This is a genomic window from Pseudoalteromonas sp. ND6B (assembly GCF_000764215.1).
GTDB lineage: Bacteria > Pseudomonadota > Gammaproteobacteria > Enterobacterales > Alteromonadaceae > Pseudoalteromonas > Pseudoalteromonas tetraodonis.
Map to the genome: position 1 here is coordinate 1 of NZ_JQFL01000073.1, position 22,332 is coordinate 22,332.

Here is a 22,332-nt window from a genome sequence, read left to right on the forward strand (position 1 = left end):
GTCGTATCAAGCGTAGCGTTGGTTGTTGTTGCACCATTTAAAGCGCCTGTACCAGTAACGCTTAATGTAGAAAAGTCAGAATCCAATACTCCATTAGAAACATCTAAACGCCCAGTAATTGTTGCTGTTTTGTTTTCAGTTGTGTCTGCAGCAGCAGATACTGTTACACCACCAGCAATAACTGCAGTGCCATCGTAAGCAGATACCGTACCATCTAACCCATCAGTATTACCACCTTGAATTTCCATTGTTACATCAATGTTTTCACCACTAGCGTTAGTAAACACCAATAAATCATCGCCGGTAGTACCAGCATTAGTTACAACCGAGGCAGTAATACCTTTAGCAGCAAGTGCCTCTGCTGTTGCTGGGTCAATTGCGGTGTTCAATGCAGCAACTGTACCATCACCCGTTGCTGCAGCCGTTGCTGAAATTTCTACACCTGCAACATTAAGTGTAACAACATCTGTAGCAGTTGTATTTGTAGCTCCAAATCCACCCACCGCAACTTGTGTGGTTGCACCAACACCAAACACCCCTTCGGTACTATTGAATTGACCAGCTAAATCTGCCGCACTCATACCTGTGGTTAAATCAATCGTGTTAGTTTGCCCACCTGCAGTTACACTTAAAGAGTCTGTAGCCGCAAATGTTTTAGCTGTTTCACTAGCACCTGAAAATCCGGCAATTGCAGCCAAATCAAACCCTTTACCTCTTAGACCTATATCTTCAGCGGCTGCAGAATTTAAGGTTACGCCAATGGTTTGATTGCTGTCTGAACCTACTTGAAACTGCTGTGTACCGTAATCACCATTTAATAATTTTTGCCCACCAAAAGTGGTCGTATCGGCTATGCGCGTTAATTCAGTTTGCAAGGCGGTTACTTCTTTTTGTAGCGCTTCGCGGTCTTCTTTCGAATTAGAGCCATTCGCTGACTGTAGCGATAGCTCGCGCATACGCTGAAGAATATCGGTAGATGACTGCAATGCGCCTTCAGCAGTTTGCGCCATAGAAATACCATCATTGGCGTTACGTTGTGCTACCGCTAAACCACTAATTTGCGAGGTTAAACGCGTGCTGATTTGCATACCTGCTGCGTCATCTTTGGCGCTATTAATACGCATACCTGACGCTAAGCGCTCCATTGATGTGGCTAAGCCTTCGCCTGATTTTGCTAAGTTACGTTGTGCGTTTAATGACGACACATTAGTATTTACTGTTAATGCCATTTTACCATCTCCTAGGTTTAAACAGAGTGTGGTTCAACACGATTTAACAGGAACCACTGCTTTATAATTCTTACAAACAACAAAAGCATTTACTGTGCCAACTTTAAAAATACGGTTAACCCTCTGTTTTAAATGATTTATTTATTTAACTTTAAGTAATGAATAACAAATTGAAATTTTTTAGAGGAAATGACAAATTTTTGCCGCAATACAAGCGCAAGTATTTGCCGCTTTAAAAGGATTAAAGCGGCACTATGTTATTACTTAAAGATAATCAAACAGTGAAAGGTTAGTTAAGCGGCCAAACGTGGCTTGTGATGCTTGTAGCGCGGTTTCTTGTTTAGTGAGGTCGCTAATGGCTTTTGCCATGTCTACTTCAATTAAACTCGAGCGATTAGCTTTATTTTGTATATCTTGCGCTGTATTTGAGTCGGTTATGCTGCTAAGCACATTCATACGCCCCCCCAAGTTTGCTTGAGTAAACACCACCTGCTCGCTGGCATTTTGCAATTGCACCACGCCGTCGTTTAACACTTGCTGAAAGTCATTACTGTTTAGCGTACCGTCATTTAAACCATTAATAAGGCCTTGCAAGGTATTAAGTACGTTTTCTTTTTGTGGCTTTTGTAGGCTAAAGTCAAACTGGCCAGGTGTGGTACCAGCAAGCTGAATTTTCATGCCTGCAAACGCAATAGGCTCTTCGGTAACTTCACCGGTCACTGCTGGAGATAATGAGGCACCATCGCGTAATATTTCATATTCGTTAGGATCGCCTGAGTTAGCGCCAGCTGTAACAACAACATTAAATGTATTAGCTGTTACAGATGCTGCCGGATCTGCGTTATAGCTAGTTTTATGAAATTGATCAAATACACCTTGCTTATCAACATACGCTGTACCTGCAAGCGTACTGGTTGCATCGCCGCTATTTGATGCAATATCGAGGCGTGCATCGACTTTTTCAAAGGTATCAAAGCCATTGTCACTGGATTTAATCGATACCCCTTGAGCAATGGTTATTTTGTGCTGACCTTGGTCGCCTTGGTAAGTGTATTTTCCGCTAGCATCTTGCTGATAAGGTTGAATGCTGTCTTGGTAACCGGCAAATATGTATTTACCATCTTCTGAGCGGGTGTTCATTAGGTTGGCTAAACTTTTTTGTATTTCACTGAGCTCTGATGCCAACGACTTTAAATCGTCTTGACTGTATGCGCCATTACCTGCTTTTAAGGCAATATCTTTTGCAGCTTGTATATTATTATTTGCACTTTGCAATACGGCTTCTTGTGTTTCTAGCCGCCCGCTTAGCTGGTTAATATTTTTTGTAAACTGTTCATTAGCTTGTATTTTATTTGAATACAGCATAGCTTGTGAGGTATCTGCTGGCGCTTCTGATGCGGTTAAGTATTTTTTTCCTGTTGTAACGCGCTCTTGAGCACTGGCCACACCTTGCTGGTTTTCGAGCATTTTATTGATGTTATTTTGATACATTAAATTATTAGATAAACGCATAACTACCTCGCAGCATTAAGTAAGGTGTCAAAAATAGAACGCGCTGCAGAGAGGACTTGTGCCGACGCAGCATAAGATTGCTGAAAACGCAGCAAGTTTGCTGCTTCCTCATCTAGGTTTACACCCGATAATGATTCGTACCAAGCTTCTGACTGTTGAGCGAGTGCTTCAAATGCTTCACCATTGGTTTTTGCTTGGCTAGTTACAACCCCTATTTCGCTAACTAAACCAGCATAGGCTTGGTTAAACGTTTTATGGTTATTAGCATTTGCGCCTGTTACCACGTTTTGGCGCACTAAGTCGCTATTTTGTAGTTCGGCTAATTTTTGGCCATTGCGGTTATCATCAAAGCCGCCTGTATTAAATTCTAAGGTAAAGGTGTCACCTGTTGCAGGGCTGCCTTCAATATCAAAATCAAAGCCATATAATTCAAAGCCATTACCCGCTTGTTGCAACATATTTTTTGCCGGGGGTGTTACCGTAAATGTACTGCTATTTACGCCATCGGTTATAGTATATTCATTTACATTCGCGGTTTTAACAATGCTAATATCTCCATTGGTGAGTTCAGGGGGGGTGCCTGTTGTAAAACTCCCGGCAGTAACACTGTTAACACTGCCAGCTGAAATAGCGCCGGTTCCGGTATTGTTTATGTCGTCGGTTGTACGTATTGGCGATGCCAGCGCTAGATCCTCCCCACGCCCTGTAGCAAGTGATAGCGTTGATGCGGCTTCTGAGTTGAGTTTTACCTGAAATTGGTCATCGGGGTTACCTGTTCCAGTTACATTTATTTGTAAACCAAACGATTCGCCACTGGTTATAGCCGCCGAATCTATAACACCGCTTGGAGGGATAGTTGCTAACGATGCGCTGCCTAAAGGCTCACCTTTGTTATCTATTGGCTGAATGCTTACTTCGTTAGGGTTAGCGGTATAAGTAACAATAAAGTCGCTCGCAGGTAGTTCGCTGCCTTTACCAGCCTCAACAGTTGCCGTCATGCCGGCAGTGCCGGTGTTACTTTGGTAAGCGTAAGCGCCAATGCTGGGAATAGTAAAAATATCTCCACCGAGTTCGCCGTTACCATCCATACCTAAACGATTTTGTTGATTAAACGAATCAGCTATTGCTAAGCCCATTTGGCCAATTTGATTTTGTGCAGGCACAAGTATGTCGTCTCTAAAGGCGAGCAAGCCTCCTATTTTACCTTTTAGCTTACTCGTATCTACTTCAAGAGGCACGGCTTTGCCGCCGTTTACATCAAGCTTGAGCTTTTTAAAGTTAGGATCTGGATCGCCGGTTGTTGAAAATAAATTAAACGAACCATTTTGCATTACCACCGCTTCGCCTGTGCCCATGAATACGAGTTTTTCGCCATTTGGACCGTCCAATGTTTCTATATCTATTAGCTTTGATAAGTCGCGAATCGCTTTATCACGCTCGTTAAATGTTGAACTGGCGTCGGCGGCATTATTGATGCCATTTACAGCAGCTATGTCTTGATTTAGTGTGCCAATTTTTTGAATCAATCCATTTGCTTCATCTGTAAAAATATCTAGCTGTTGATTAACCACATTTTTTTGATCCAATACAATCCCTGACAATCTATCCATTTGGTTTATTAAGTTTTCAGCGTCGGTCATAACTAAAGAGCGTGCAACTGTTGATGAGGGCTGATTAAGGGACTCTTGTACATTATTAAACAATGAGTTAATACTGGTTGATAAGCTATTAGACTCCTCAGAAAATAAGGTGTCAACACGGTTTGACTCAACCACAAATTGATCAAAAAATGTTTTGTTTGATGTATCTCGGTTTAGTTGTTTTTGAGCAAATTCATTCAGTAGTCGATATGTATTTCCCCGCCCTACCTGATTGTCGATCATGGTAGAATGCTCTGTGCGTTCACGCACATAACCATCTGTATTCACGTTGGTAATATTTTTACTTGTCGTTTGCAGCAATTCAGAGTTAGCTCTAACGCCTGAACTGGCAATATTTAATAAATTAAACGACATGTTATTCTACTCCTTGGCGGATCACGCTTGTGGCGATGTTCCTTATTTCGTTACTGTTAAGTACTCTTTTTATTTTGTCTGCATAATTAGGATCGGTTGCATAACCTGCTTGCTGTAGAGAGTCTAAAAATTTATGCGGCTTTGCTGTATTGTTTAATGCATCTTGATAGCGAGGGTTTTGTGTTAAAAAGTCCACAAAGTCATTTACGCTCTCTTTAATTGAGTCATACGCTCTAAAATTTGCCTGCTTTTTAACGGCTGTGCCATGTTCAAATTCAAGTGTTAGTTTACTGGCCTTTTCACCATTCCAACGATTATCAGCTTTAATATTAAATAAGTTATTGGAGCTATTGCCATCGCCCTTATTAATAATATGCTTACCCCAGCCGGTTTCTAGTGCTGCTTGGGCAACCATAACCGCCGGATTTAAGCCAATTTTTTTAGCCGCCGTTGTTGCGTGCTCCCACACTGAACTAACAAATTGTTCAGCATTTTCAAATGTCCCAGACGCTATGTTTTGTTCGCTTTTTTCAGTTGAATCAACGAGCGGCACTTTTTCAGTGACCTTTTGATTTTCTTGATGAGGTAAGGTGCTACCCGCACGTTGATCACTAAAGAAATCTGATGTGGTGCGAAGAACAGAGCCTGGCATAAAGTTTTTTCCATCTGGCGATAGTTGCTGCACAATTAAATCTGCAAGACCCAAAGAGCCATTTGATGAAAGCTCTGTGGCCATCTGTTGGTCGTGCATTTCTTCAAAAAACTTAACGCCACTTGCATTAAACGGGCTTTCTTTATCTTCAAAAGCCTCATTAGCTTTACGCATACTTTTAAGCAGCATTTGGGTGAAAATAGCTTCAAATTGTGCCGCTGCTTTTTTTAACGCCGCTTTAGATGCATCAGTTGATGCGTCACCGCTGTTTAAAGCATCTCGACGCAAAGAGTCTAAGTTGCCTAAATCAAAAAAGTTTTGCTTATCTAGATGATTTGTTTCCATCAGCTTTTTGACACAATAATTAATAATACTTAATGAAATGCAATAATTGAGCCAAGAGAAGTGAAAGGTTCTAGGTTCTAGGTTCTAGGTTCTAGGTTCTAGGTTCTAGGTTCTAGGTTCTAGGTTCTAGGTTCTAGGTTCTAGGTTCTAGGTTCTAGGTTCTAGGTTCTAGGTTCTAGGCAAAGATTAAACTAAGTGAGAGACGCGAGGTAAACTCGCTGCTACTTATTGTGAAAGGTTAAATTCAATGTTTATTGTTGTGGTAGCAGGGGCTTTATGCCGCGTCTTTTTTAGGTTAACTGTTAAAGACCCTAAATAGGGTCTTATAAAACTAAATTACAACAAGCTGGCCATTAATGGCGCCGGCTTCTTTAAGTGCTTCAAGAATCGCCATTAAATCACCAGGGGCAGCGCCAACTTCATTAATAGCACGAACTAAATCATCAAGGCTTACACCTGGGTCAAATACAAAAGCACGTGAATCATCTTGATTAACATCAATAATACTTTGTTGGGTAACCACTGTTTCCCCCTCTGCTAAAGGATTTGGCTGCGCTACATTTTGTTGTTCCGCAATCGTTACTGTTAAACCACCGTGGGTAATTGCCGCAGGTTGTAATTTTACATTTTTACCAATAACAATCGTGCCGGTACGCGAGTTAACAATTATTTTTGCTGAAGTATCTGCTGGCTTAAACTCTAAGTTTTCAAGAGTTGATAAGTACGATACACGTTGCGAGGCATCACGAGGTGCAATAACGCGAATAGAAGCTGCATCGAGTGCTTGAGCGCTATTTGGACCAATTAAATCATTAATTGTTTTCTCTAAACGTTTAGCAGTAGTAAAGTCAGGACGGTTTAAATTAAAGGTAATATAGTCGTTTTGCATAAATGGGCTTTTAACCGCACGTTCAACCGTGGCGCCATTTGGCACACGTCCTACGGTTGGCGTATTAATAACCACTCGGCTACCATCTAGGCCTTCAGCGCCTAAACCGCCAACAATTAAGCTTCCTTGTGCAATAGCATATACATTGCCATCAACCCCTTTTAAAAATGTTTGTAATAATGTGCCACCGCGCAAGCTGCCTGCACTGCCAATCGATGATACGGTTATATCAATAGTCTGCCCTGGCTTTCTAAATGGCGGGAGTTCAGCATGAACAGCAACCGCTGCAACATTTTTAATTTTTGGCTTTAAATTAGCAGGAAGCGTAATACCAAAACTATTGAGCATGCCTTTGAAGCTTTGTTCGGTAAAACGGCTTTGCTCACCGGTACCTGGTAAACCAACAACTAAGCCATAGCCCACTAATTGGTTTGAGCGCACTCCTTCAACCATAGATACATCTTTAATTCGCTCAGCACTGGCAGTAAATTGCCAGCCTAGTAGCACAATAAAACAAAAAACTTTAAAACCATTCATGTCGAATGTCCTCTAAAAGGGAAACAATGAGCTACTAAAGAAACGCGTTAACCAACCCGGGCTTTGCGCCTCTTGAGTTTGACCCTTACCTGAATACTGAATACGAGCATTGGCAATACGATTAGACTCAACGGTATTATCGGCATTGACATCTTGTGGACGTACTAACCCTTCTAGGCGAATAAATTCTTCACCGGTGTTTAACGTTAGCCATTTTTCACCGCGAATCACTAAATTTCCATTTGGTAGTACTCGCATCACGTTAACCGAAATATCGCCAACTAGGCTGTTTGATTGATTTGATTTTGAGTCACCTTTAAATGAGGAGTCACTGCCAATACCAAATTGAATACTATCGCCACCAATATTTACCGGTAAGCCACCTAATCCAATCACAGGGTCGAGGCTAGCATCGGTTTCTTTATCCGTTTCTGTTTTAGCCGCTTTGGTCGCTTGAGTTGACTCTTGTAATTTAACAGTAATAATATCGCCTGTTCTAAGTGCTTTCTTATCGGCGTATAAGTCATTCGATAATTGAGTACTGAATAAAGAGCCAGTTGCTACCACTGGCTCCATATTAGGCTCAGGATACATAGGTGCATAATAGGGATCGTCTTGTACTACTTCATTATTTTGTGTAGATACACAACCGCTTAACAGTAAAGTCCCTACTGCAAATAACATGATATTACGCATACAATCCCCCAAGACTATAATTGTTGATTGATGTAGCTCATCATTTCATCAACCGCTGAAATTACCTTTGAGTTCATTTCGTAAACTCGCTGAGTTTCAATCAAATTAACCAACTCTTCGGTCACATTTACATTTGATGTTTCAAGTGAACCTTGAATAATCGTACCTAAGCCCTCAACCCCCGGGTTACCTTGAACAGGTGCACCACTTACTGCAGTTTCGGTATAAAGGTTTTGCCCTATAGGCTCAAGGCCCGACGGATTGATAAAATCACTAATAGTAATTTGACCAATAACCACGTTTTCGGCTTGACCTTTAATGCGAACTGACACTTCACCATCTTGAGATACGGTGATTGACTGTGCATCATCAGGCACATTCATTTCAGGCTGAACAACGTAACCGGCACCCGAAGTGACAACACGCCCGTCACCGTCGGTGGTAAACTGACCGTTACGCGAATAGGCAATATTGCCATCAGGCTGTAAAACCTCAAAAAATCCAGGACCAGAAATCATCCAATCTAATGAATTTTCAGTGGTGAGCATGTTACCTTGGGAAAAGTTTTTTTGATTCGCTACTACTTTTGTACCCGCACCTAACATTAAGCCTGACGGCATTTCGGTGTCTTGCGATGAGCGACCGCCTGGTTGATTAATATTTTGGTAGAGTAAGTCTTCAAAAATAGCGCGGCTTTTTTTGTAACCCACTGTACTGGCATTCGCTAAGTTATTTGATATAACCGATATATCTGTTTGTTGAGCGTCAAGCCCTGTTTTACTTATCCATAATGCTGGATTCATAATAATATCCTCACGTTATAGTTAAACTATGCGCATTAGCTGGTCTTGACGTTCGTCAATCTCTTCAGCTGTTTTCATCAGTTTTACTTGTAATTCAAATTGGCGTTGGTGACTGATCATATCGACCATTTCATGTACCGGGTTTACATTAGACTTCTCTAACATGCCGCTTAACACTTGTACATTGGCTGATGTTTCAACCGTTTGGCCTGGCTTAGGTCTAAATAAACCATCATTGCCTTTTTCTAGAGTGGTATTGTTTGCTTCAACCACTTTTAATCGGTCAACCTCTTCTAAAAAGTTAGCCGGTGCACCTTGAGGGCGAACTTGAATAGTGCCATCTTTACTAAATTCTATTTTTTCAATGGGTACGGGTAGAATGACAGGTCCACCTTCGCCAATAATTTGACGACCATGACTTGTGGTCAACATACCTTCCGCAGTAATGTTTAACGTACCCACTTTAGTGTAGGCTTCATTACCCGAAGCGTCCTGCACACTGAGCCATGCGTTATCACTCATAGCAATATCAAGGTTGCGGCCTGTTTCAACAATACCGCCCGATGTCATGTTTGCTCCAGGGCGCTCCTGCATTGAAAATACCCGAGTCGACAAACCTTCACCGAAAGCCTGCATTGATCGTGCTTGCGCAAAATCTGATTTAAACCCGGTGGTATTTGCATTTGCCAAATTATTGGCTTTAAGAGCAAGCCCTTGCAGGCTTTGTTTAGCGCCAGATGCCGCTATGTAGACCATTTTATCCATAACATCGACTCATTAATAAAGCTATGCATGAGTAAATGCAATATAAGTGCCAAATTAAATTAAAGGATGAATAAGATTTTTAGAGGGAATAAAAAAGGCTGCATTAAGCAGCCTAAATAAATCAAAATAATGATTATCTGATCTGAAGGATGTTCTGTTGAATAGTTGAATTAACCTCAAGCGCACGAGAGTTTGCTTGGAAGTTACGTTGCGCACTAATCAAATCGACCAGCTCATTGGTTAAGTTAACATTAGATTGCTCAAGGGCTGATGAGTTAATGTTACCTAAAGTGCCTGAGCCTGGCTCACCCGCAATCGGCTCACCTGAGGTTAAACTTTTTTTCCATGAGGTGTCACCCACTTGCTGTAGACCTTGCGAGTTTGAAAAGCGTACCATGGCAACTTGTCCCAAAAATGTTGAATCGCCGTTACTATAAGACGCCACTACTTTGCCGTCGGTGCCAATATCAATACCCGCTAAACGTCCTACTGTCGCACCATCTTGTTCAAGTGCTTTTACTTCAAAGCGACTTGCATATTGTGTTGGTACTTTATTGGCGGTTCCAGCCTGATCTCGCCAATTTATATCTATGTTAGCAGGAAAACTAGCTCCATTTGTTAACATATCAGATAACCCTGGTGTCCCTCCTCCACCGGCTACAATAGATAACGGATTAAATGTGTTACCTACATTAGGTGTTGTTGTGCCATTTACAGTTGTGGTCGAGGGTAAACCGCTCGAATCAAATTTAAACGTACTAATAGGCTCAAACGGAAGAGCTGCTGTTCCATCCTGTTCAACGCCATCACTACCAAAAGATTTGCCATCAAGCGTAGCATGTACATCCCATTGGTTTTCATCACCAGGGACTGATGGATCGTTCTTCACAAAGAAAAACTGAAGCACGTGAGGTTCACCCAAAGAATCATAAACAGTTGTTGATGTTGATGAATTGTATGTTGCGCTTTCAGTAGGATTAAAAGGAAGCGTTGGCGCATCTGCACGGGAGTCTAAATTAAATGAACTGTACACACTAGAGGTAGCACGTGGAGACCCGGACGAGTCTGGTATTTGTAGTGCTGAAGAGGTACTTAAGCTTACGGATGTTGTATCACCAGTTGCTTCGTCAACGGGGAACCCTTGTAAAAAATTACCCTTTGCATCAACAACAAAATTGTCTTTGTTTAATTTAAATGCCCCGGAGCGTGTGTAAGTAAAATCTTGAGCGCCTAAATCTTGACTCATGGCAAAATAACCCTCACCCGTAATCGCTAAATCAAGTGAGTTATTAGTAAACTGCAACGAGCCTTGGTGAAACTGCTGGGCAACCATAGTGGTTTGTACACCATCACCATTTTTCGTTTTACCGGCGCTAAATACTGATGATGCGTATACATCAGCAAATTCAGCGCGAGACTCTTTAAAGCCCGTGGTATTTACGTTGGCAATATTATTGGCGGTAACATCTAAATCTTTTTGTGCGGCAGCAAGGCCTGTTAATGCAATATTGAAGCTCATAATTAACCTCTAACCTAAAAAATATTTAGCCTATTGGCTAAAAAATACATAAAATCTATTACGCGATTTCTGCGACATCAGTCAGCCTAACCGCACCTTCTTTGGTATTAATAATAATGCCGCTTGAGCCATTAATATTAACACTCTCAATATTTTTGAATGAGGCAATTGGTAAGCTAGAGAATTCGCCATCCGTACTGCCTTCAGCTTTAACATTGTATTCACCAGGAGGAAGTCGTTCACCCGCTTCGTTTTTACCATCCCATGCAAAGCGAACCGCACCTGCAGGCTGCGTGCCTAAATCAATAGTTTTAACTAATTGCCCTGATGCATCTTCAATACGAAGCGTTAAATTGTCTACCGGCTTTTCAGCAACAATCGCTCCCTTTACCTCACCCGACTCATTAAGCTCAAGTGTGTCAGACTCCAGCAGCGCTTGCTTACCAACCAGTGTTGATGCTTGCAATGCTGAATTTGATGTCATCGACGCAGCTAAAGACTCAAAGTTAGAGTTTAAATTTGAGATCCCTTCAGCCATAGTAAAGTTTGTCATTTGTGCAATCATCTGATCGTTATCAGCTGGTTTGCTGGGATCTTGATATGACAACTGCTGTGTTAACAACGAAAAGAAATCTTCTTGGGTTAACGCATCACTCTCTTCTTTTTTTGGCACTTGCTTATCTTGCCAACGTAAAGAGTCCATGTAGGATGAAGAAGTACTAATATCGTTACTCATGAGCTACCCTCAGTTACCGCTGACCTAACAGCAGTGTTTTACTTAACATTTGCTTAGCTGCATCAGCAACTTGAACATTTGTCTGATAAGAGCGAGAAGCAGAAATCATATTTGCCATCTCCTCAACAACATTCACGTTGGGTTTGTAAATATATCCATTTTCATCCGCACTCGGGTGATTTGGGTTATATTCGATTTGTAGTGGTTTATTACTTTCAACCACTCCTAACACTTTTACACCAACGGCAGAGCCCTGTGGGTTGCTTGCTGACGCTGACGCTTTTGTTAGCTCCGCAGCAAATACAGGTTGTCGCGCTCGGTACGTCTCATTTTGTGAAGAGCTAATTGTATTGGCATTAGAGATATTACTTGCCGTGGTATTTAATCGCACGTTTTGCGCGCTCATACCAGAACCAGCAATATCAAACACATTATATAAACTCATAATTAGGCTCCTTGACTACCGAGGGCTTTTTTCAGGCCTTTAAATTTACCATTAAGAAACTGGACACTGGCCTGATACTCCATAGCATTCTGTGTATACAAGTTCCGTTCCACTTGTATATCAACAGAGTTGCCATCACCTGTATCTGTTTGATTTGGCGTACGAAATAGTTCATTACTACCTACACTACGGGTACCACCGGCAATGTGTTTTTCATTGGTTCTTACCATGGTATTGCCGCTTAGTTGGTTGGACTTTGCCGTTTTTAATGCTGAGGCAAAGTCGATATCTTTTGCTTTATAGCCGGGCGTATCAGCATTTGCGATATTAGTAGCGAGCATTTCTGCTCTTTGCGAACGGATCAACATCGCATGCGGATGCACGCCTAATGCTTTATCAAAACTGATAGCCATAACTACCTCCAAAAAATTGACTCAGTACCGATAAAGCAATAAATGAGCCAGCAGTGAAAATAGTGATGATAAAAACAAAAAACGACGCAATAGGCGTCGTTTAGAGGAGGGATAATATATTAATGAAGGTCATTTCTTTTGATAAATGATACCAGGGTTACAACGCACCATATCAAAGTCAGTACTTAAACCAGACATAGACTCCGACGCACCTAAAAATAAATACCCCTTAGGGTTAAGTGCTTGAGAGAATTGTGCAATTATTTTGGCTTTCACCTCAGGTGAAAAGTAAATTAAAACATTACGGCAAAATATAATATCGAACTTACCCATTAAAGCGTACGAATCGAGCAAATTTAAATGCCTAAAGCTCACTTGCTTTTTCAATGAATCAACCACTTTTGCCATACCATTGCCGCTGTCTTTAAAAAACTTTTTACGACGTTCAGCAGAGAGTCCGCGAGCCAATGCCAATGCATCATATTCAGCATGTTTACACATATCAAGCATGGTATTTGATATATCTGTACCAATTATTTGTGCACCCATTTTTAAAACACCAGGGCTGCTGGATTGAAACTCAGCAACCGACATCGCTATTGAGTAGGGTTCTTGTCCTGATGAGCTCGCCGCAGACCATATTTTTAATGGCCTATTTAACGTTTTAAACTCAGGGAATAATCTGGTTTTAAGTAACTCAAACGGATACTGATCTCTAAACCACAATGTCTCATTGGTTGTCATGGCATCAACAACAGCTGCGCGCAACTGGCGCTCATGCACACCGAGAGTTTTACTTACCAATTCAGACAACGATTCAACATTAAATCGAGACATTAATGGTGCCAAACGGCTCTTTACCAAATACTGCTTATTTTCACCTAAAACAATACCGCACTGTTGTTCTAAAAATAAGCGAAATTGATCGTATTCGTTTTGCTGCAAATCTTTATTAGTCAAATCAATAACACCTATGTTTATTAATCACGATGAACCCATTTATTAACGGCTGTTGCAAGCTCGTCTGGGTTAAATTTTGCAATAAAATCATCTGCTCCTACTTTTTCAATCATCGCTTGATTGAAAACACCACTCAATGATGTGTGTAAAATCACATGTAGTGGCGCAAGTTTAGGATTAGCTTTGATTTCTGCAGTCAGCGTGTAACCATCCATTTCTGGCATTTCTACATCAGAAATCAGTAGCCCTACTCGCTCTGTAATATCATTTACGCAATCGAGCTCTGCAATTTCTTTTAATCTTATTAAAGCTTCTTTACCATTTTTAGCCAACTCAGTTGTTACACCTAATGGTTCCAATGCTCGTTTTACTTGATTTCGCGCAACAGCCGAATCATCAGCAATAAATACTATTCTCTCGCCTAAATCTTTTTGTATAGTGCCTTGCGAGGCAACATCATCACTTACCGTAGTATTAACTGGGCAAATTTCGTTTAAGATTTTTTCTACGTCGAGTATTTCTACCAACTCATTTTCAATTTCAGTGACGGCTGTTAAATAAGAATAACGCCCTGCTCCTGATGGCGGTGGCATTATTTTTTCCCAGTTCATATTAACAATTCGCTCAACACCACCAACTAAAAAACCCTGCACTGTGCGGTTATATTCTGCAATAATAATAAAACTGTCTTCAATGTTTTTAATGGGCCGCCCGCCTACAGCCATCGATAAATCAATCACTGAAATAGTTTGGCCTCGAATGTGTGCTACACCACGAATGTAAGCATTAGATTTTGGCATGCTGGTTAATGGAGGGCATTGAAGAACTTCTCTTACTTTGAACACATTAATGCCAAAGCGCTGACGCCCATTAAGCTTAAATAACAATAACTCCAAGCGGTTTTGCCCAACCAACTGTGTACGTTGGTTTACTGAGTCTAAAATGCTGGCCATTTAAATCTCCTAAGAAAACAAATATAAGGAACGATAATTGCTTTCAATTAATAAAGCGTCATAACACAACGGGGGCGTCTAAATTCTGACGCAAAATATTTATACCCTGTTTGCAACCATAAGCATAGTCGAAACATTATGAGTTTATTAAAAAAAACCAGAAGATACAGTGTTTTTTATTTTCTTGCTAGCCTCTGCTTCACTTTGCCACTAAAGGCACAAGTATTTAGTAAAGAGTTATTGCAAGAAATGGCTGTATCTTATGTTGCTCAAAAAGCAGTGACTACAAATGATAACAAAATACAGTTTAGCGCATTACCGCTAGATAGCCGCATTCCCGATCGCCAATGTAATTCTGAGCCTGAGCTAATAACGCCAAGTGAGCCTCCCTTTAATCGCCAAGTCACTATTCAAATAAAATGTAACGATAGTGACAACTGGGCACAGTACGTTCATGTCAGAATCACTGAATCAGCACCTGTTGTAGTTGCAACTACCAATTTAGCACGAGGTGAAGTGATTACTCCATCCCATTTAAGTATTGATATGCGCCCTGCACACTTTATCAGAGCACAGTACCTTGAAGATCCAACGGCTCTTATTGGTAGTCGTAGCAAACGTAACATCCGTGAAGGAATGCCCGTTTTACTTAATCAAATATGTATGGTGTGCAAAGGTGATTCTGTTACAATTCATGCTAATATCAAAGGGTTAAGAGTAAAAACGACGGGTATTGCATTAGAGGATGGCACCTTGGGCGAGCAAGTAAGAGTAGAAAACAAAAAGACAGGTAAAGTTTTAAATGCGCGTGTAGATGGTGTAGAGTCTGTGCAAGTAAATATTTAATATAAATTTATGCTAAAGTATCTTTAGTAAATGCCGATATAAAGGCATCAGTTGGGTAATAAACGGGTTTTTATCATGGTCGGTCAAGTAAACAAATCAAATCAACAGCCTGGTGTTTTAACAAACACTCAACAGCAAAAAGTTGATTTAAAAAGAGATAATGCAAATACACAAGCTGCGCAAACGCCTTCACCTAAAGCTGCAAGCGATTCGGTGAGCTTAACACCGCAGGCCAAGCAATTAAAATCGTTACAAGAGAAAGCGCAGCAGTCTTCTGGTTTTGACAGCAACAAAGTTGCTGAGCTTAAAAAAGCGATTACCGAAGGCAAGTATCAAATAGACAGTGAGAAACTTGCCAAAAATTTAGCTGACTTCGAGTTTAATGTTTATGGCTGATCACAATAGTTTAATTACGATTAAACTAAACGAACAAATAAATTGTTTAACAACCTTGAGTGAGCTTCTTACTCAAGAACTTGATGCTATTGCCTCACGAAGAGGCGAAGGTTTAAAAGAAATTGCCCAACAAAAAATGTCTTTTTTAACCAGCATAAGCACCCTAGATAAAGAACTCAGTAAACTGATTGCCAGTAATGATCAGCAAACAGATGAAAACGCTGACTTAATAAAGCTAACTCGAGAAAAGCTTGAGCAGTGTCAAAAACAAAATGAAGTTAACGCTCACGCAGCGCACCAGGCACAGTTAAGTGTTAAGCAACTGAAAGGTATTTTAATTGGTGCACCTTCGTCTATGACCTACGATCAAGCTGGTAGCGTAGTAAATACCGATAACAGCATTGTGCGTAACCTAAAAGCCTAAAGAATACTCATAAAAAAACGCCTAAACGATTATTCGTTTAGGCGTTTTTTTATGAGTAATAATTTGTCGGTTAGTAATAAGTGACTTTTTTCACTTCCCGTGGTTTTATCTCACCGATGTACAAGTCGTGTACGCGCTTCATATTAAGCTCAAGCTCAGTAATATACATATCATTAACAGCATAAGTTTTTATAATTTGCGCGCCTTTTATAATACCTTGCACTTTACTCTGTAAATAATCATCTTGGGCAACAGAGCCTGCGACGGTTGTGCCTGCGGTAATTTTTTGCCCGTACACTTGTTCCGTTAGTTCGCGGTATGCTTCTAGCTTGGAGGCTTTAATTGCCATAAGCTGTTTTTGAGTGTCATTACTTCCCGACTGCAAACTAATGGGCGCGTACCCTATTGCTTTTAATACAGGGTAATTATTTGGCTCAACATATTTATATTCAACGTGCTTATCAAATATATTGCTACAACCGCTTAACGTTAAGCAGCCTAATGTGATCATTAATGGCATTACTCGCATCATACAGGGCCTTTAAAAACTAATTAAACTCAGTTATGCACGTTTAATGCCAGTGATACATATATTCTGTAACAACAAATAATAGTGGTACATTACTTGCTGAGACTCATTAACGCTAACGTTTAATTGGAGTAAGAGTATGAAGTCGTTTTTAAAAGCAGTATTGGCAGGATTAAGCACCACTGCTGTATTAACGTTTTCACCTTTTACCCACGCTCAGTGGTATGAGTCTACAGGCCATGCGGTTATTCAAAATAGCGACATTCCCGGTGCAAAGGCCGCTGCAATAAAAGATGCGATTACCCAAGCCCTTGTATTCTCTGGTGCGCGGGTGAGCTCCGTGCAAACACTTGTTGATGGTGTTTTAACCCAAGATCAGCTAAAAATAAGTAGCCAAGGCGAAATTCAAAAAATAGAGCTTGTCAGTGAAAATCGCAGTAGTGATGAGTTTGCAATTACCTTACGCTTAGATATCTTTGCGCAAACAGAGCAATGTCCACAAAGTAACTTTAATAAGTTTATAGCCGTCACGCAAAGCCAATTAACAAATCGTGAACAAGCGAGAATGGGTCAAATATTTGACATTAACAAAGCAGTCAGTAAAAACATTTATACCTCGTTGCAAAAATCAAAAATGAGTGCAATACCCGTTGCCTATTTCAACAAAGCTATAAAGGTTGATACCTACTTTAATCAACAGCATGACTATTCAAACAGTCAGTTAGAAGAAATTTCATCACGCAGCAACGCGCAATATGTGCTGTTAAGTCAAATAACCAGTTTATCTACCAGCGATAAACTCAATAGCGACTATGCGTTTTGGCAAGATGAAAGCTATCAGCGCCACTACCAAATAGAGTTTAGCTTATTTAATGGCACCACTTATGAGCCGTTATGGCAAAATAGCTATCAAAGCCAAGCAATTTGGCCATTTGAAAAAACAGCCATTATTGATGTAAATAGTAATCGGTTTTGGCAATCACCTTTTGGCCAAAGCATTAGTGATATAAACCAAACCTTAAGTTACGACCTACAAGCTGCCATGGCCTGTCTACCTACTCAAGGTAAAATAATGCATATGGAAAACAATAAATTAGTGATTAATTTAGGTAAGGCTCATGGCTTAGAAAAAGGCCAACAACTGAGTATTGCCCATCATAATTATTTAACCGACGCACAAGGCAACACTATGCCGCATACCATCACTACACTTAACCGTATACGAATTGAACAGCTTTATCAGCACAGCGCTATTGCCGTTAGTATTAATGATCAGCCTTTGCCGGGCGTACAAATTAATGACATTGTAGAAATTGCCGAGCAATAGCCGCATGTAAAATGCTAAAGCGCCTCGCTTAGTTTAGCCCTTAAATTAGAGTGGGCGCTTAACCACTGAGCCAATTGCTCAACCCCAGATAAGTGCGGGTAATGCTTTCTACATGCAAATACAATATTACGTTGTTGATTAGGAAAAATAGGCAAATAATGAATACCCACTCGTGGTATTGCTGCAAGTTTTGGCACAAATGTAATTCCATCATCCATCGCCACCAGCGCTAATAAAGTCTCAAGGCTATTTCCTTGATACTGGCTGGAAACATCGACCCCTGCCGAAAAACAAAACTGCTGGGCTTGATCTTTAAAGCAATGGCCATCACTTAACATTAGTAGGTTGCAACCTTGCAGGTCTTGCAGTGCCACTTTTTTATGCTTACACAATGCGTTATCGCTTGATACGGCAACTAAAAAGTCTTCTTTATATAAATCAATGGTATGGTAACTTTTAAGTTCAGGTACATCCGCTAAAATTGCAAAGTCGACTTCACCACTTTCTAGCGCAGCTAAAATAGTGGTTGTTTGCATTTCAATAAACGAAAACTGGCTATTTATAAACGCTGCTTTCATTGATGTTAGTAGCGTAGGTAATAAATAAGGCGCAATCGTTGGAATAATACCAATGGTAAGCTTACCCTGCAGTGGTTCATTAGATGTTGCTGCCAGCTCTTTTAATATTTGTGTTTGCTCTAAAACGACAGCTATTTGTGTCAATAAACGTTCACCTTTGGCAGTTAAGGTAACGTGCTTGGTAGAGCGATCAAAAATAATAACACCCAATTCTTGCTCAAGCTTTTTAATTTGCCCGCTTAAAGTAGGCTGGCTTACAAAACAGGCATCGGCCGCTTTACGAAAATGCTTATAGTGGGCAACCGCTTTGACATACTCTAAATCTTTTAAGTTCATATTCACACTCAACCTGATAGTTTACATCTATCAGTTTAATACAAACAAACGATTGGAACTATATTTAAATACTCGCCATAATGGCTATCAACAAATCAAGAGGAACTAAAAAACATGTTAAACAATATTGAAGGTCAAACAATCCCAAACGTAACATTCGCAACGCGTCAAAACGACGAATGGAAATCGGTGACTACAGACGACATTTTTAAAGGTAAAACGGTTGTTGTATTTTCACTACCAGGTGCATTTACACCTACGTGTTCATCAACGCACTTACCACGCTATAACGAACTAGCTGGCGTACTTAAGCAAAATGGCGTTGATGACATTGTTTGTGTATCAGTAAACGATACCTTTGTAATGAACGCATGGGCTGAACATCAAGAAGCGCAAAACATTACCTTACTACCAGATGGTAACGGTGAATTTACCGACGGCATGGGCATGTTAGTTGATAAAAACGATTTAGGTTTTGGCAAGCGCAGCTGGAGATACTCTATGCTGGTTAAAGATGGCGTAGTAGAGAAAATGTTTATTGAGCCAGATTTACCAGGCGACCCATTTGAAGTATCAGACGCTGACACTATGCTTGATTACATCAACCCAACTCAAGTAAAACCAGAAGCGGTTACTCTATTTACTAAACCAGGCTGCCCTTTCTGTAAAAAAGCAAAAGAGCTACTTACAGCTAAAGGCTTTGCATTTGAAGAAATCGTAATGGGTGCTGGCGCATCACTTACCAGCCTTAAAGCGGTATCGGGCCGTGAAACCGTACCACAAGTATTTATTGGCGGTAAGCACATTGGTGGCTCAGACGACCTAGAAAAATACTTTGCTTAATTAAGTAAATAAAATAGGGGCTGCAACGCCCCTGTTTACTAAAGGAAAAACACTATGAAAGAATTGCAAACCGACGTTGTTGTTATAGGTGCAGGTACCGCTGGTTTAAGTGCCTATCGTAATGCTAAACAATTTACTCAAAACGTACTTATGATTGAATCTGGCCCATACGGTACAACCTGCGCACGTGTTGGTTGCATGCCAAGTAAATTATTGATTGCCGCAGCAGAAGCCGCCCATTCAATAGAAATGGCCCCTGCCTTTGGTGTTCACAGCTCAAAACCGGTTATTGACGGTAAAGCCGTTATGGCACGAGTTAAAAGTGAGCGCGATCGCTTTGCAGGATTCGTAGTAGAAGCCGTAGATGAAATACCTAGCGAAGATAAAATTCGTGGCTATGCACAGTTTTTAGACGCCAACCGCGTGCAAATAGATGAGCACACCATAATCACTGCTAAACGCTTTGTAATAGCAACAGGTTCACGCCCATCTTACCCTGGCGTATTTAATAACTTTGGCGACCGACTGATTATTAATGACGATGTATTCGACTGGGATGATTTACCAGAATCAGTAGCCGTATTTGGCCCAGGTGTTATAGGCCTTGAAATTGGCCAAGCGTTACACAGATTGGGTGTAAAGGTAAAACTCTTTGGTGTAGGTGGTGCCATAGGCCCATTAACCGATCCAGTAGTTAAAGATTACGCTAATACCGTATTCGCAGAAGAATTTTATGTTGATACCGACTCAAACGTTTCAGATATGAAACAAGTAGGTAATAAAGCAGAGCTAACCTATACCGACAAACAAGGTGTTAAACACACCGAGCAGTTTGACTATGTTCTGGCTGCAACCGGGCGAGTACCTAACACCGATAAACTAGGGTTAGAAAACACCGGCATAGAGCTTGATGAACGTGGCGTACCACTCGCTGATGCCCACACTATGCAATGTGGCAACTCCCACATATTTATTGCTGGCGATGCTAGTAACATGATCCCTTTGCTTCACGAAGCATCCGATCAAGGAACAATCGCAGGGCAAAACGCAGGCCGCTACCCTCATGTACGTACGGGTTTACGCCGCGCTAAAATTGCCGCTGTGTTTAGCGACCCACAAATAGCCATGGTTGGTGAAAGCTTTAAAGAAATTAGCCAACGATTAGGCAGCTGTGAGTGCTTTGAAATAGGCGAAGTCAGCTTTGAAAACCAAGGCCGTAGCCGCGTTATGCTAAAAAACAAAGGCCACATGCGTGTGTATGCCGAGCACGGCACAGGCTTATTTTTAGGTGCTGAATTTATTGGCCCTCAAGCAGAGCACATTGCTCATTTATTAGCATGGGCTGTACAAAACAAAATGACTGTACCACAAATGCTTGATATGCCTTTTTATCACCCTGTTATTGAAGAAGGCCTACGCACTGCACTACGTGATTTAAACGCTAAATTAAAATTTGGCCCAGACATTATTAACCATTGTATGGAATGTGGCCCAGGCGCATAACACATCACTAATACACACTTGCTACTCAAAGCCAAAACCATTGTTTTGGCTTTTTTTAAGTTAAAAACTGGTATATAAAATGGAGTTTAAACTGCTACACTCAGATTAATAAACAAACAAAAATGGACCGAAAATGAGCAATAATAAATATAGACTTGTCACTCGAAGCGATTTTGACGGCCTAGTGTGTGCCGTATTACTTAAAGATTTAGATTTAATCGACGATATTTTATTTGTGCATCCAAAAGACATGCAAGACGGTAAAATAGCCATTACCAGCAACGACATTACCACTAACCTCCCCTATGTTGCCGGTTGTCATATTGCATTTGATCACCACTTGAGTGAAACCGTTCGTAACGAAAGCGATATTAAAAACCACATTATTGACCCAGATGCGCCCTCTGCAGCACGCGTTGTATACGACTATTATGGCGGTGCAGAGAAATTCCCTAATATTTCAACTGACATGATGGAAGCGGTTGATAAAGGGGATTCTGCACAATTTTCAAAAGACGAAATTTTAAACCCAACAGACTGGGTATTAATGAACTTTATTATGGATGCGCGCACAGGACTTGGCCGTTTTCGTGAATTCAAAATTTCTAATTACCAGTTAATGATGAAGTTAATTGACGCCTGTAAAGATCACAGCATAGAACAAATACTAGCAATGGAAGATGTTGCCGAGCGTGTTGCGTTATACCACGAGCACAACGCACAAGCTAAAGAGCAAATAGACCGCTGCTCATCAGTACACGACAACTTAGTGGTACTTAATTTAACCGAAGAAGAGACCATATTCGCCACTAATCGCTTTGTTATTTATGCCATGTTCCCCGAGTGTAATATCTCAATTCATAAAATGTGGGGGCTTAAAAAGCAAAATGTGGTGTACGCCATTGGTAAATCAATCACCAACCGCAGCTCCAATACTAATGTTGGCGAGTTATGCCTTAAATACGGTGGCGGCGGCCATTTAAATGCCGGTACTTGCCAAGTAGACACAGACAAAGCTGAGCAAGTGCTGAGCGAGCTGATTACTACAATTACTAGTGATGGCTAAGTTATAGCCTCGGGG

The 22,332-nt window shown here is 40.8% G+C and carries 23 protein-coding genes; 7 read left to right on the forward strand and 16 right to left on the reverse strand.

The features are described 5' to 3' along the window. The 14 genes from ND6B_RS20210 to ND6B_RS03010 form a co-directional block, all read right to left on the reverse strand. A partial coding sequence (locus tag ND6B_RS20210; RefSeq protein ID WP_033104107.1) for a flagellin N-terminal helical domain-containing protein occupies window positions 1-1,229 on the reverse strand: 1,229 nt, incomplete at its 3' end. Between the two features lie 264 nt (window positions 1,230-1,493). Further along, window positions 1,494-2,741, reverse strand: a complete 1,248-nt coding sequence (gene flgL / locus ND6B_RS03070; RefSeq protein WP_033104108.1) for a flagellar hook-associated protein FlgL — start codon at window positions 2,739-2,741, stop codon at window positions 1,494-1,496. Window positions 2,742-2,743: 2 nt separating this feature from the next. Then, window positions 2,744-4,756 carry a FlgK family flagellar hook-associated protein gene (locus tag ND6B_RS03065; RefSeq protein ID WP_033104109.1) on the reverse strand — a complete coding sequence of 671 codons (2,013 nt, stop codon included), beginning with the start codon at window positions 4,754-4,756 and terminating at the stop codon, window positions 2,744-2,746. 1 nt (window position 4,757) lies between these two features. After that, the gene (gene flgJ / locus ND6B_RS03060) at window positions 4,758-5,753 is read right to left on the reverse strand and encodes a flagellar assembly peptidoglycan hydrolase FlgJ (RefSeq protein ID WP_033104110.1); all 996 of its coding nucleotides are present in this window, start codon (window positions 5,751-5,753) and stop codon (window positions 4,758-4,760) included. A gap of 331 nt (window positions 5,754-6,084) precedes the next feature. After that, on the reverse strand, window positions 6,085-7,179 hold the full coding sequence (locus ND6B_RS03055) for a flagellar basal body P-ring protein FlgI (protein WP_033104111.1): 1,095 nt from the start codon (window positions 7,177-7,179) through the stop codon (window positions 6,085-6,087). 12 nt (window positions 7,180-7,191) lie between these two features. Next, window positions 7,192-7,875 (reverse strand): flagellar basal body L-ring protein FlgH, encoded by a 684-nt coding sequence (flgH, locus tag ND6B_RS03050; protein ID WP_033104112.1) that lies wholly within the window; start codon window positions 7,873-7,875, stop codon window positions 7,192-7,194. 14 nt (window positions 7,876-7,889) lie between these two features. Further along, entirely contained in the window at window positions 7,890-8,678 is a 789-nt protein-coding gene (gene flgG / locus ND6B_RS03045) for a flagellar basal-body rod protein FlgG (RefSeq protein WP_008113073.1), read from the reverse strand. Window positions 8,679-8,699: 21 nt separating this feature from the next. Beyond that, on the reverse strand, window positions 8,700-9,443 hold the full coding sequence (locus ND6B_RS03040; protein WP_033104113.1) for a flagellar basal body rod protein FlgF: 744 nt from the start codon (window positions 9,441-9,443) through the stop codon (window positions 8,700-8,702). 133 nt (window positions 9,444-9,576) lie between these two features. Further along, window positions 9,577-10,962 carry a flagellar hook protein FlgE gene (gene flgE, locus ND6B_RS03035; protein ID WP_033104114.1) on the reverse strand — a complete coding sequence of 462 codons (1,386 nt, stop codon included), beginning with the start codon at window positions 10,960-10,962 and terminating at the stop codon, window positions 9,577-9,579. 58 nt (window positions 10,963-11,020) lie between these two features. Next, a complete protein-coding gene (locus ND6B_RS03030; RefSeq protein ID WP_013465592.1) occupies window positions 11,021-11,698 on the reverse strand; it encodes a flagellar hook assembly protein FlgD in 678 nt (225 codons plus the stop codon). 13 nt (window positions 11,699-11,711) lie between these two features. Further along, a complete protein-coding gene (gene flgC / locus ND6B_RS03025) occupies window positions 11,712-12,143 on the reverse strand; it encodes a flagellar basal body rod protein FlgC (RefSeq protein WP_013465593.1) in 432 nt (143 codons plus the stop codon). Between the two features lie 2 nt (window positions 12,144-12,145). Further along, window positions 12,146-12,556: a flagellar basal body rod protein FlgB gene (gene flgB / locus ND6B_RS03020; RefSeq protein WP_013465594.1), complete on the reverse strand. Its 411-nt coding sequence runs from the start codon at window positions 12,554-12,556 to the stop codon at window positions 12,146-12,148. Between the two features lie 129 nt (window positions 12,557-12,685). Further along, window positions 12,686-13,516 (reverse strand): CheR family methyltransferase, encoded by an 831-nt coding sequence (locus tag ND6B_RS03015; RefSeq protein WP_033104115.1) that lies wholly within the window; start codon window positions 13,514-13,516, stop codon window positions 12,686-12,688. Window positions 13,517-13,536: 20 nt separating this feature from the next. Continuing rightward, window positions 13,537-14,469 carry a chemotaxis protein gene (locus ND6B_RS03010; protein WP_033104116.1) on the reverse strand — a complete coding sequence of 311 codons (933 nt, stop codon included), beginning with the start codon at window positions 14,467-14,469 and terminating at the stop codon, window positions 13,537-13,539. 138 nt (window positions 14,470-14,607) lie between these two features. Here ND6B_RS03010 and flgA point away from each other — a divergent pair, with 138 nt between their 5' ends. The 3 genes from flgA (at window position 14,608) to flgN (ending at window position 16,135) form a co-directional block, all read left to right on the forward strand. Beyond that, window positions 14,608-15,315, forward strand: coding sequence for a flagellar basal body P-ring formation chaperone FlgA (gene flgA / locus ND6B_RS03005; RefSeq protein ID WP_200882093.1), 708 nt, complete (start codon window positions 14,608-14,610; stop codon window positions 15,313-15,315). A gap of 75 nt (window positions 15,316-15,390) precedes the next feature. Then, on the forward strand, window positions 15,391-15,711 hold the full coding sequence (flgM, locus tag ND6B_RS03000) for a flagellar biosynthesis anti-sigma factor FlgM (protein ID WP_033104117.1): 321 nt from the start codon (window positions 15,391-15,393) through the stop codon (window positions 15,709-15,711). Beyond that, window positions 15,704-16,135, forward strand: coding sequence for a flagellar export chaperone FlgN (flgN, locus tag ND6B_RS02995; RefSeq protein WP_033104122.1), 432 nt, complete (start codon window positions 15,704-15,706; stop codon window positions 16,133-16,135). The genes flgM and flgN overlap by 8 nt, the downstream gene beginning before the upstream one ends. Before the next feature lie 70 nt (window positions 16,136-16,205). Here flgN and ND6B_RS02990 read toward each other — a convergent pair whose 3' ends face one another. Next, on the reverse strand, window positions 16,206-16,664 hold the full coding sequence (locus tag ND6B_RS02990; RefSeq protein ID WP_010387855.1) for an LPP20 family lipoprotein: 459 nt from the start codon (window positions 16,662-16,664) through the stop codon (window positions 16,206-16,208). Between the two features lie 139 nt (window positions 16,665-16,803). On the opposite strand from ND6B_RS02990, the gene ND6B_RS02985 reads away from it, so the two are divergent. After that, window positions 16,804-17,991, forward strand: a complete 1,188-nt coding sequence (locus tag ND6B_RS02985; protein ID WP_013465600.1) for a flagellar assembly protein T N-terminal domain-containing protein — start codon at window positions 16,804-16,806, stop codon at window positions 17,989-17,991. Window positions 17,992-18,005: 14 nt separating this feature from the next. Here the strand turns inward: ND6B_RS02985 and ND6B_RS02980 are convergent, their stop codons facing one another. Beyond that, window positions 18,006-18,905, reverse strand: coding sequence for a LysR substrate-binding domain-containing protein (locus ND6B_RS02980; protein WP_033104118.1), 900 nt, complete (start codon window positions 18,903-18,905; stop codon window positions 18,006-18,008). 114 nt (window positions 18,906-19,019) lie between these two features. On the opposite strand from ND6B_RS02980, the gene ND6B_RS02975 reads away from it, so the two are divergent. The 3 genes from ND6B_RS02975 (at window position 19,020) to ND6B_RS02965 (ending at window position 22,317) form a co-directional block, all read left to right on the forward strand. Next, complete coding sequence (locus ND6B_RS02975) at window positions 19,020-19,748, forward strand: glutathione peroxidase (RefSeq protein ID WP_008466566.1); 729 nt, start codon at window positions 19,020-19,022, stop codon at window positions 19,746-19,748. A gap of 54 nt (window positions 19,749-19,802) precedes the next feature. Continuing rightward, window positions 19,803-21,251, forward strand: coding sequence for a dihydrolipoyl dehydrogenase (locus ND6B_RS02970; protein ID WP_033104119.1), 1,449 nt, complete (start codon window positions 19,803-19,805; stop codon window positions 21,249-21,251). Between the two features lie 133 nt (window positions 21,252-21,384). Then, window positions 21,385-22,317 carry an exopolyphosphatase gene (locus ND6B_RS02965; RefSeq protein WP_033104120.1) on the forward strand — a complete coding sequence of 311 codons (933 nt, stop codon included), beginning with the start codon at window positions 21,385-21,387 and terminating at the stop codon, window positions 22,315-22,317. Window positions 22,318-22,332: the final 15 nt, after the last annotated feature.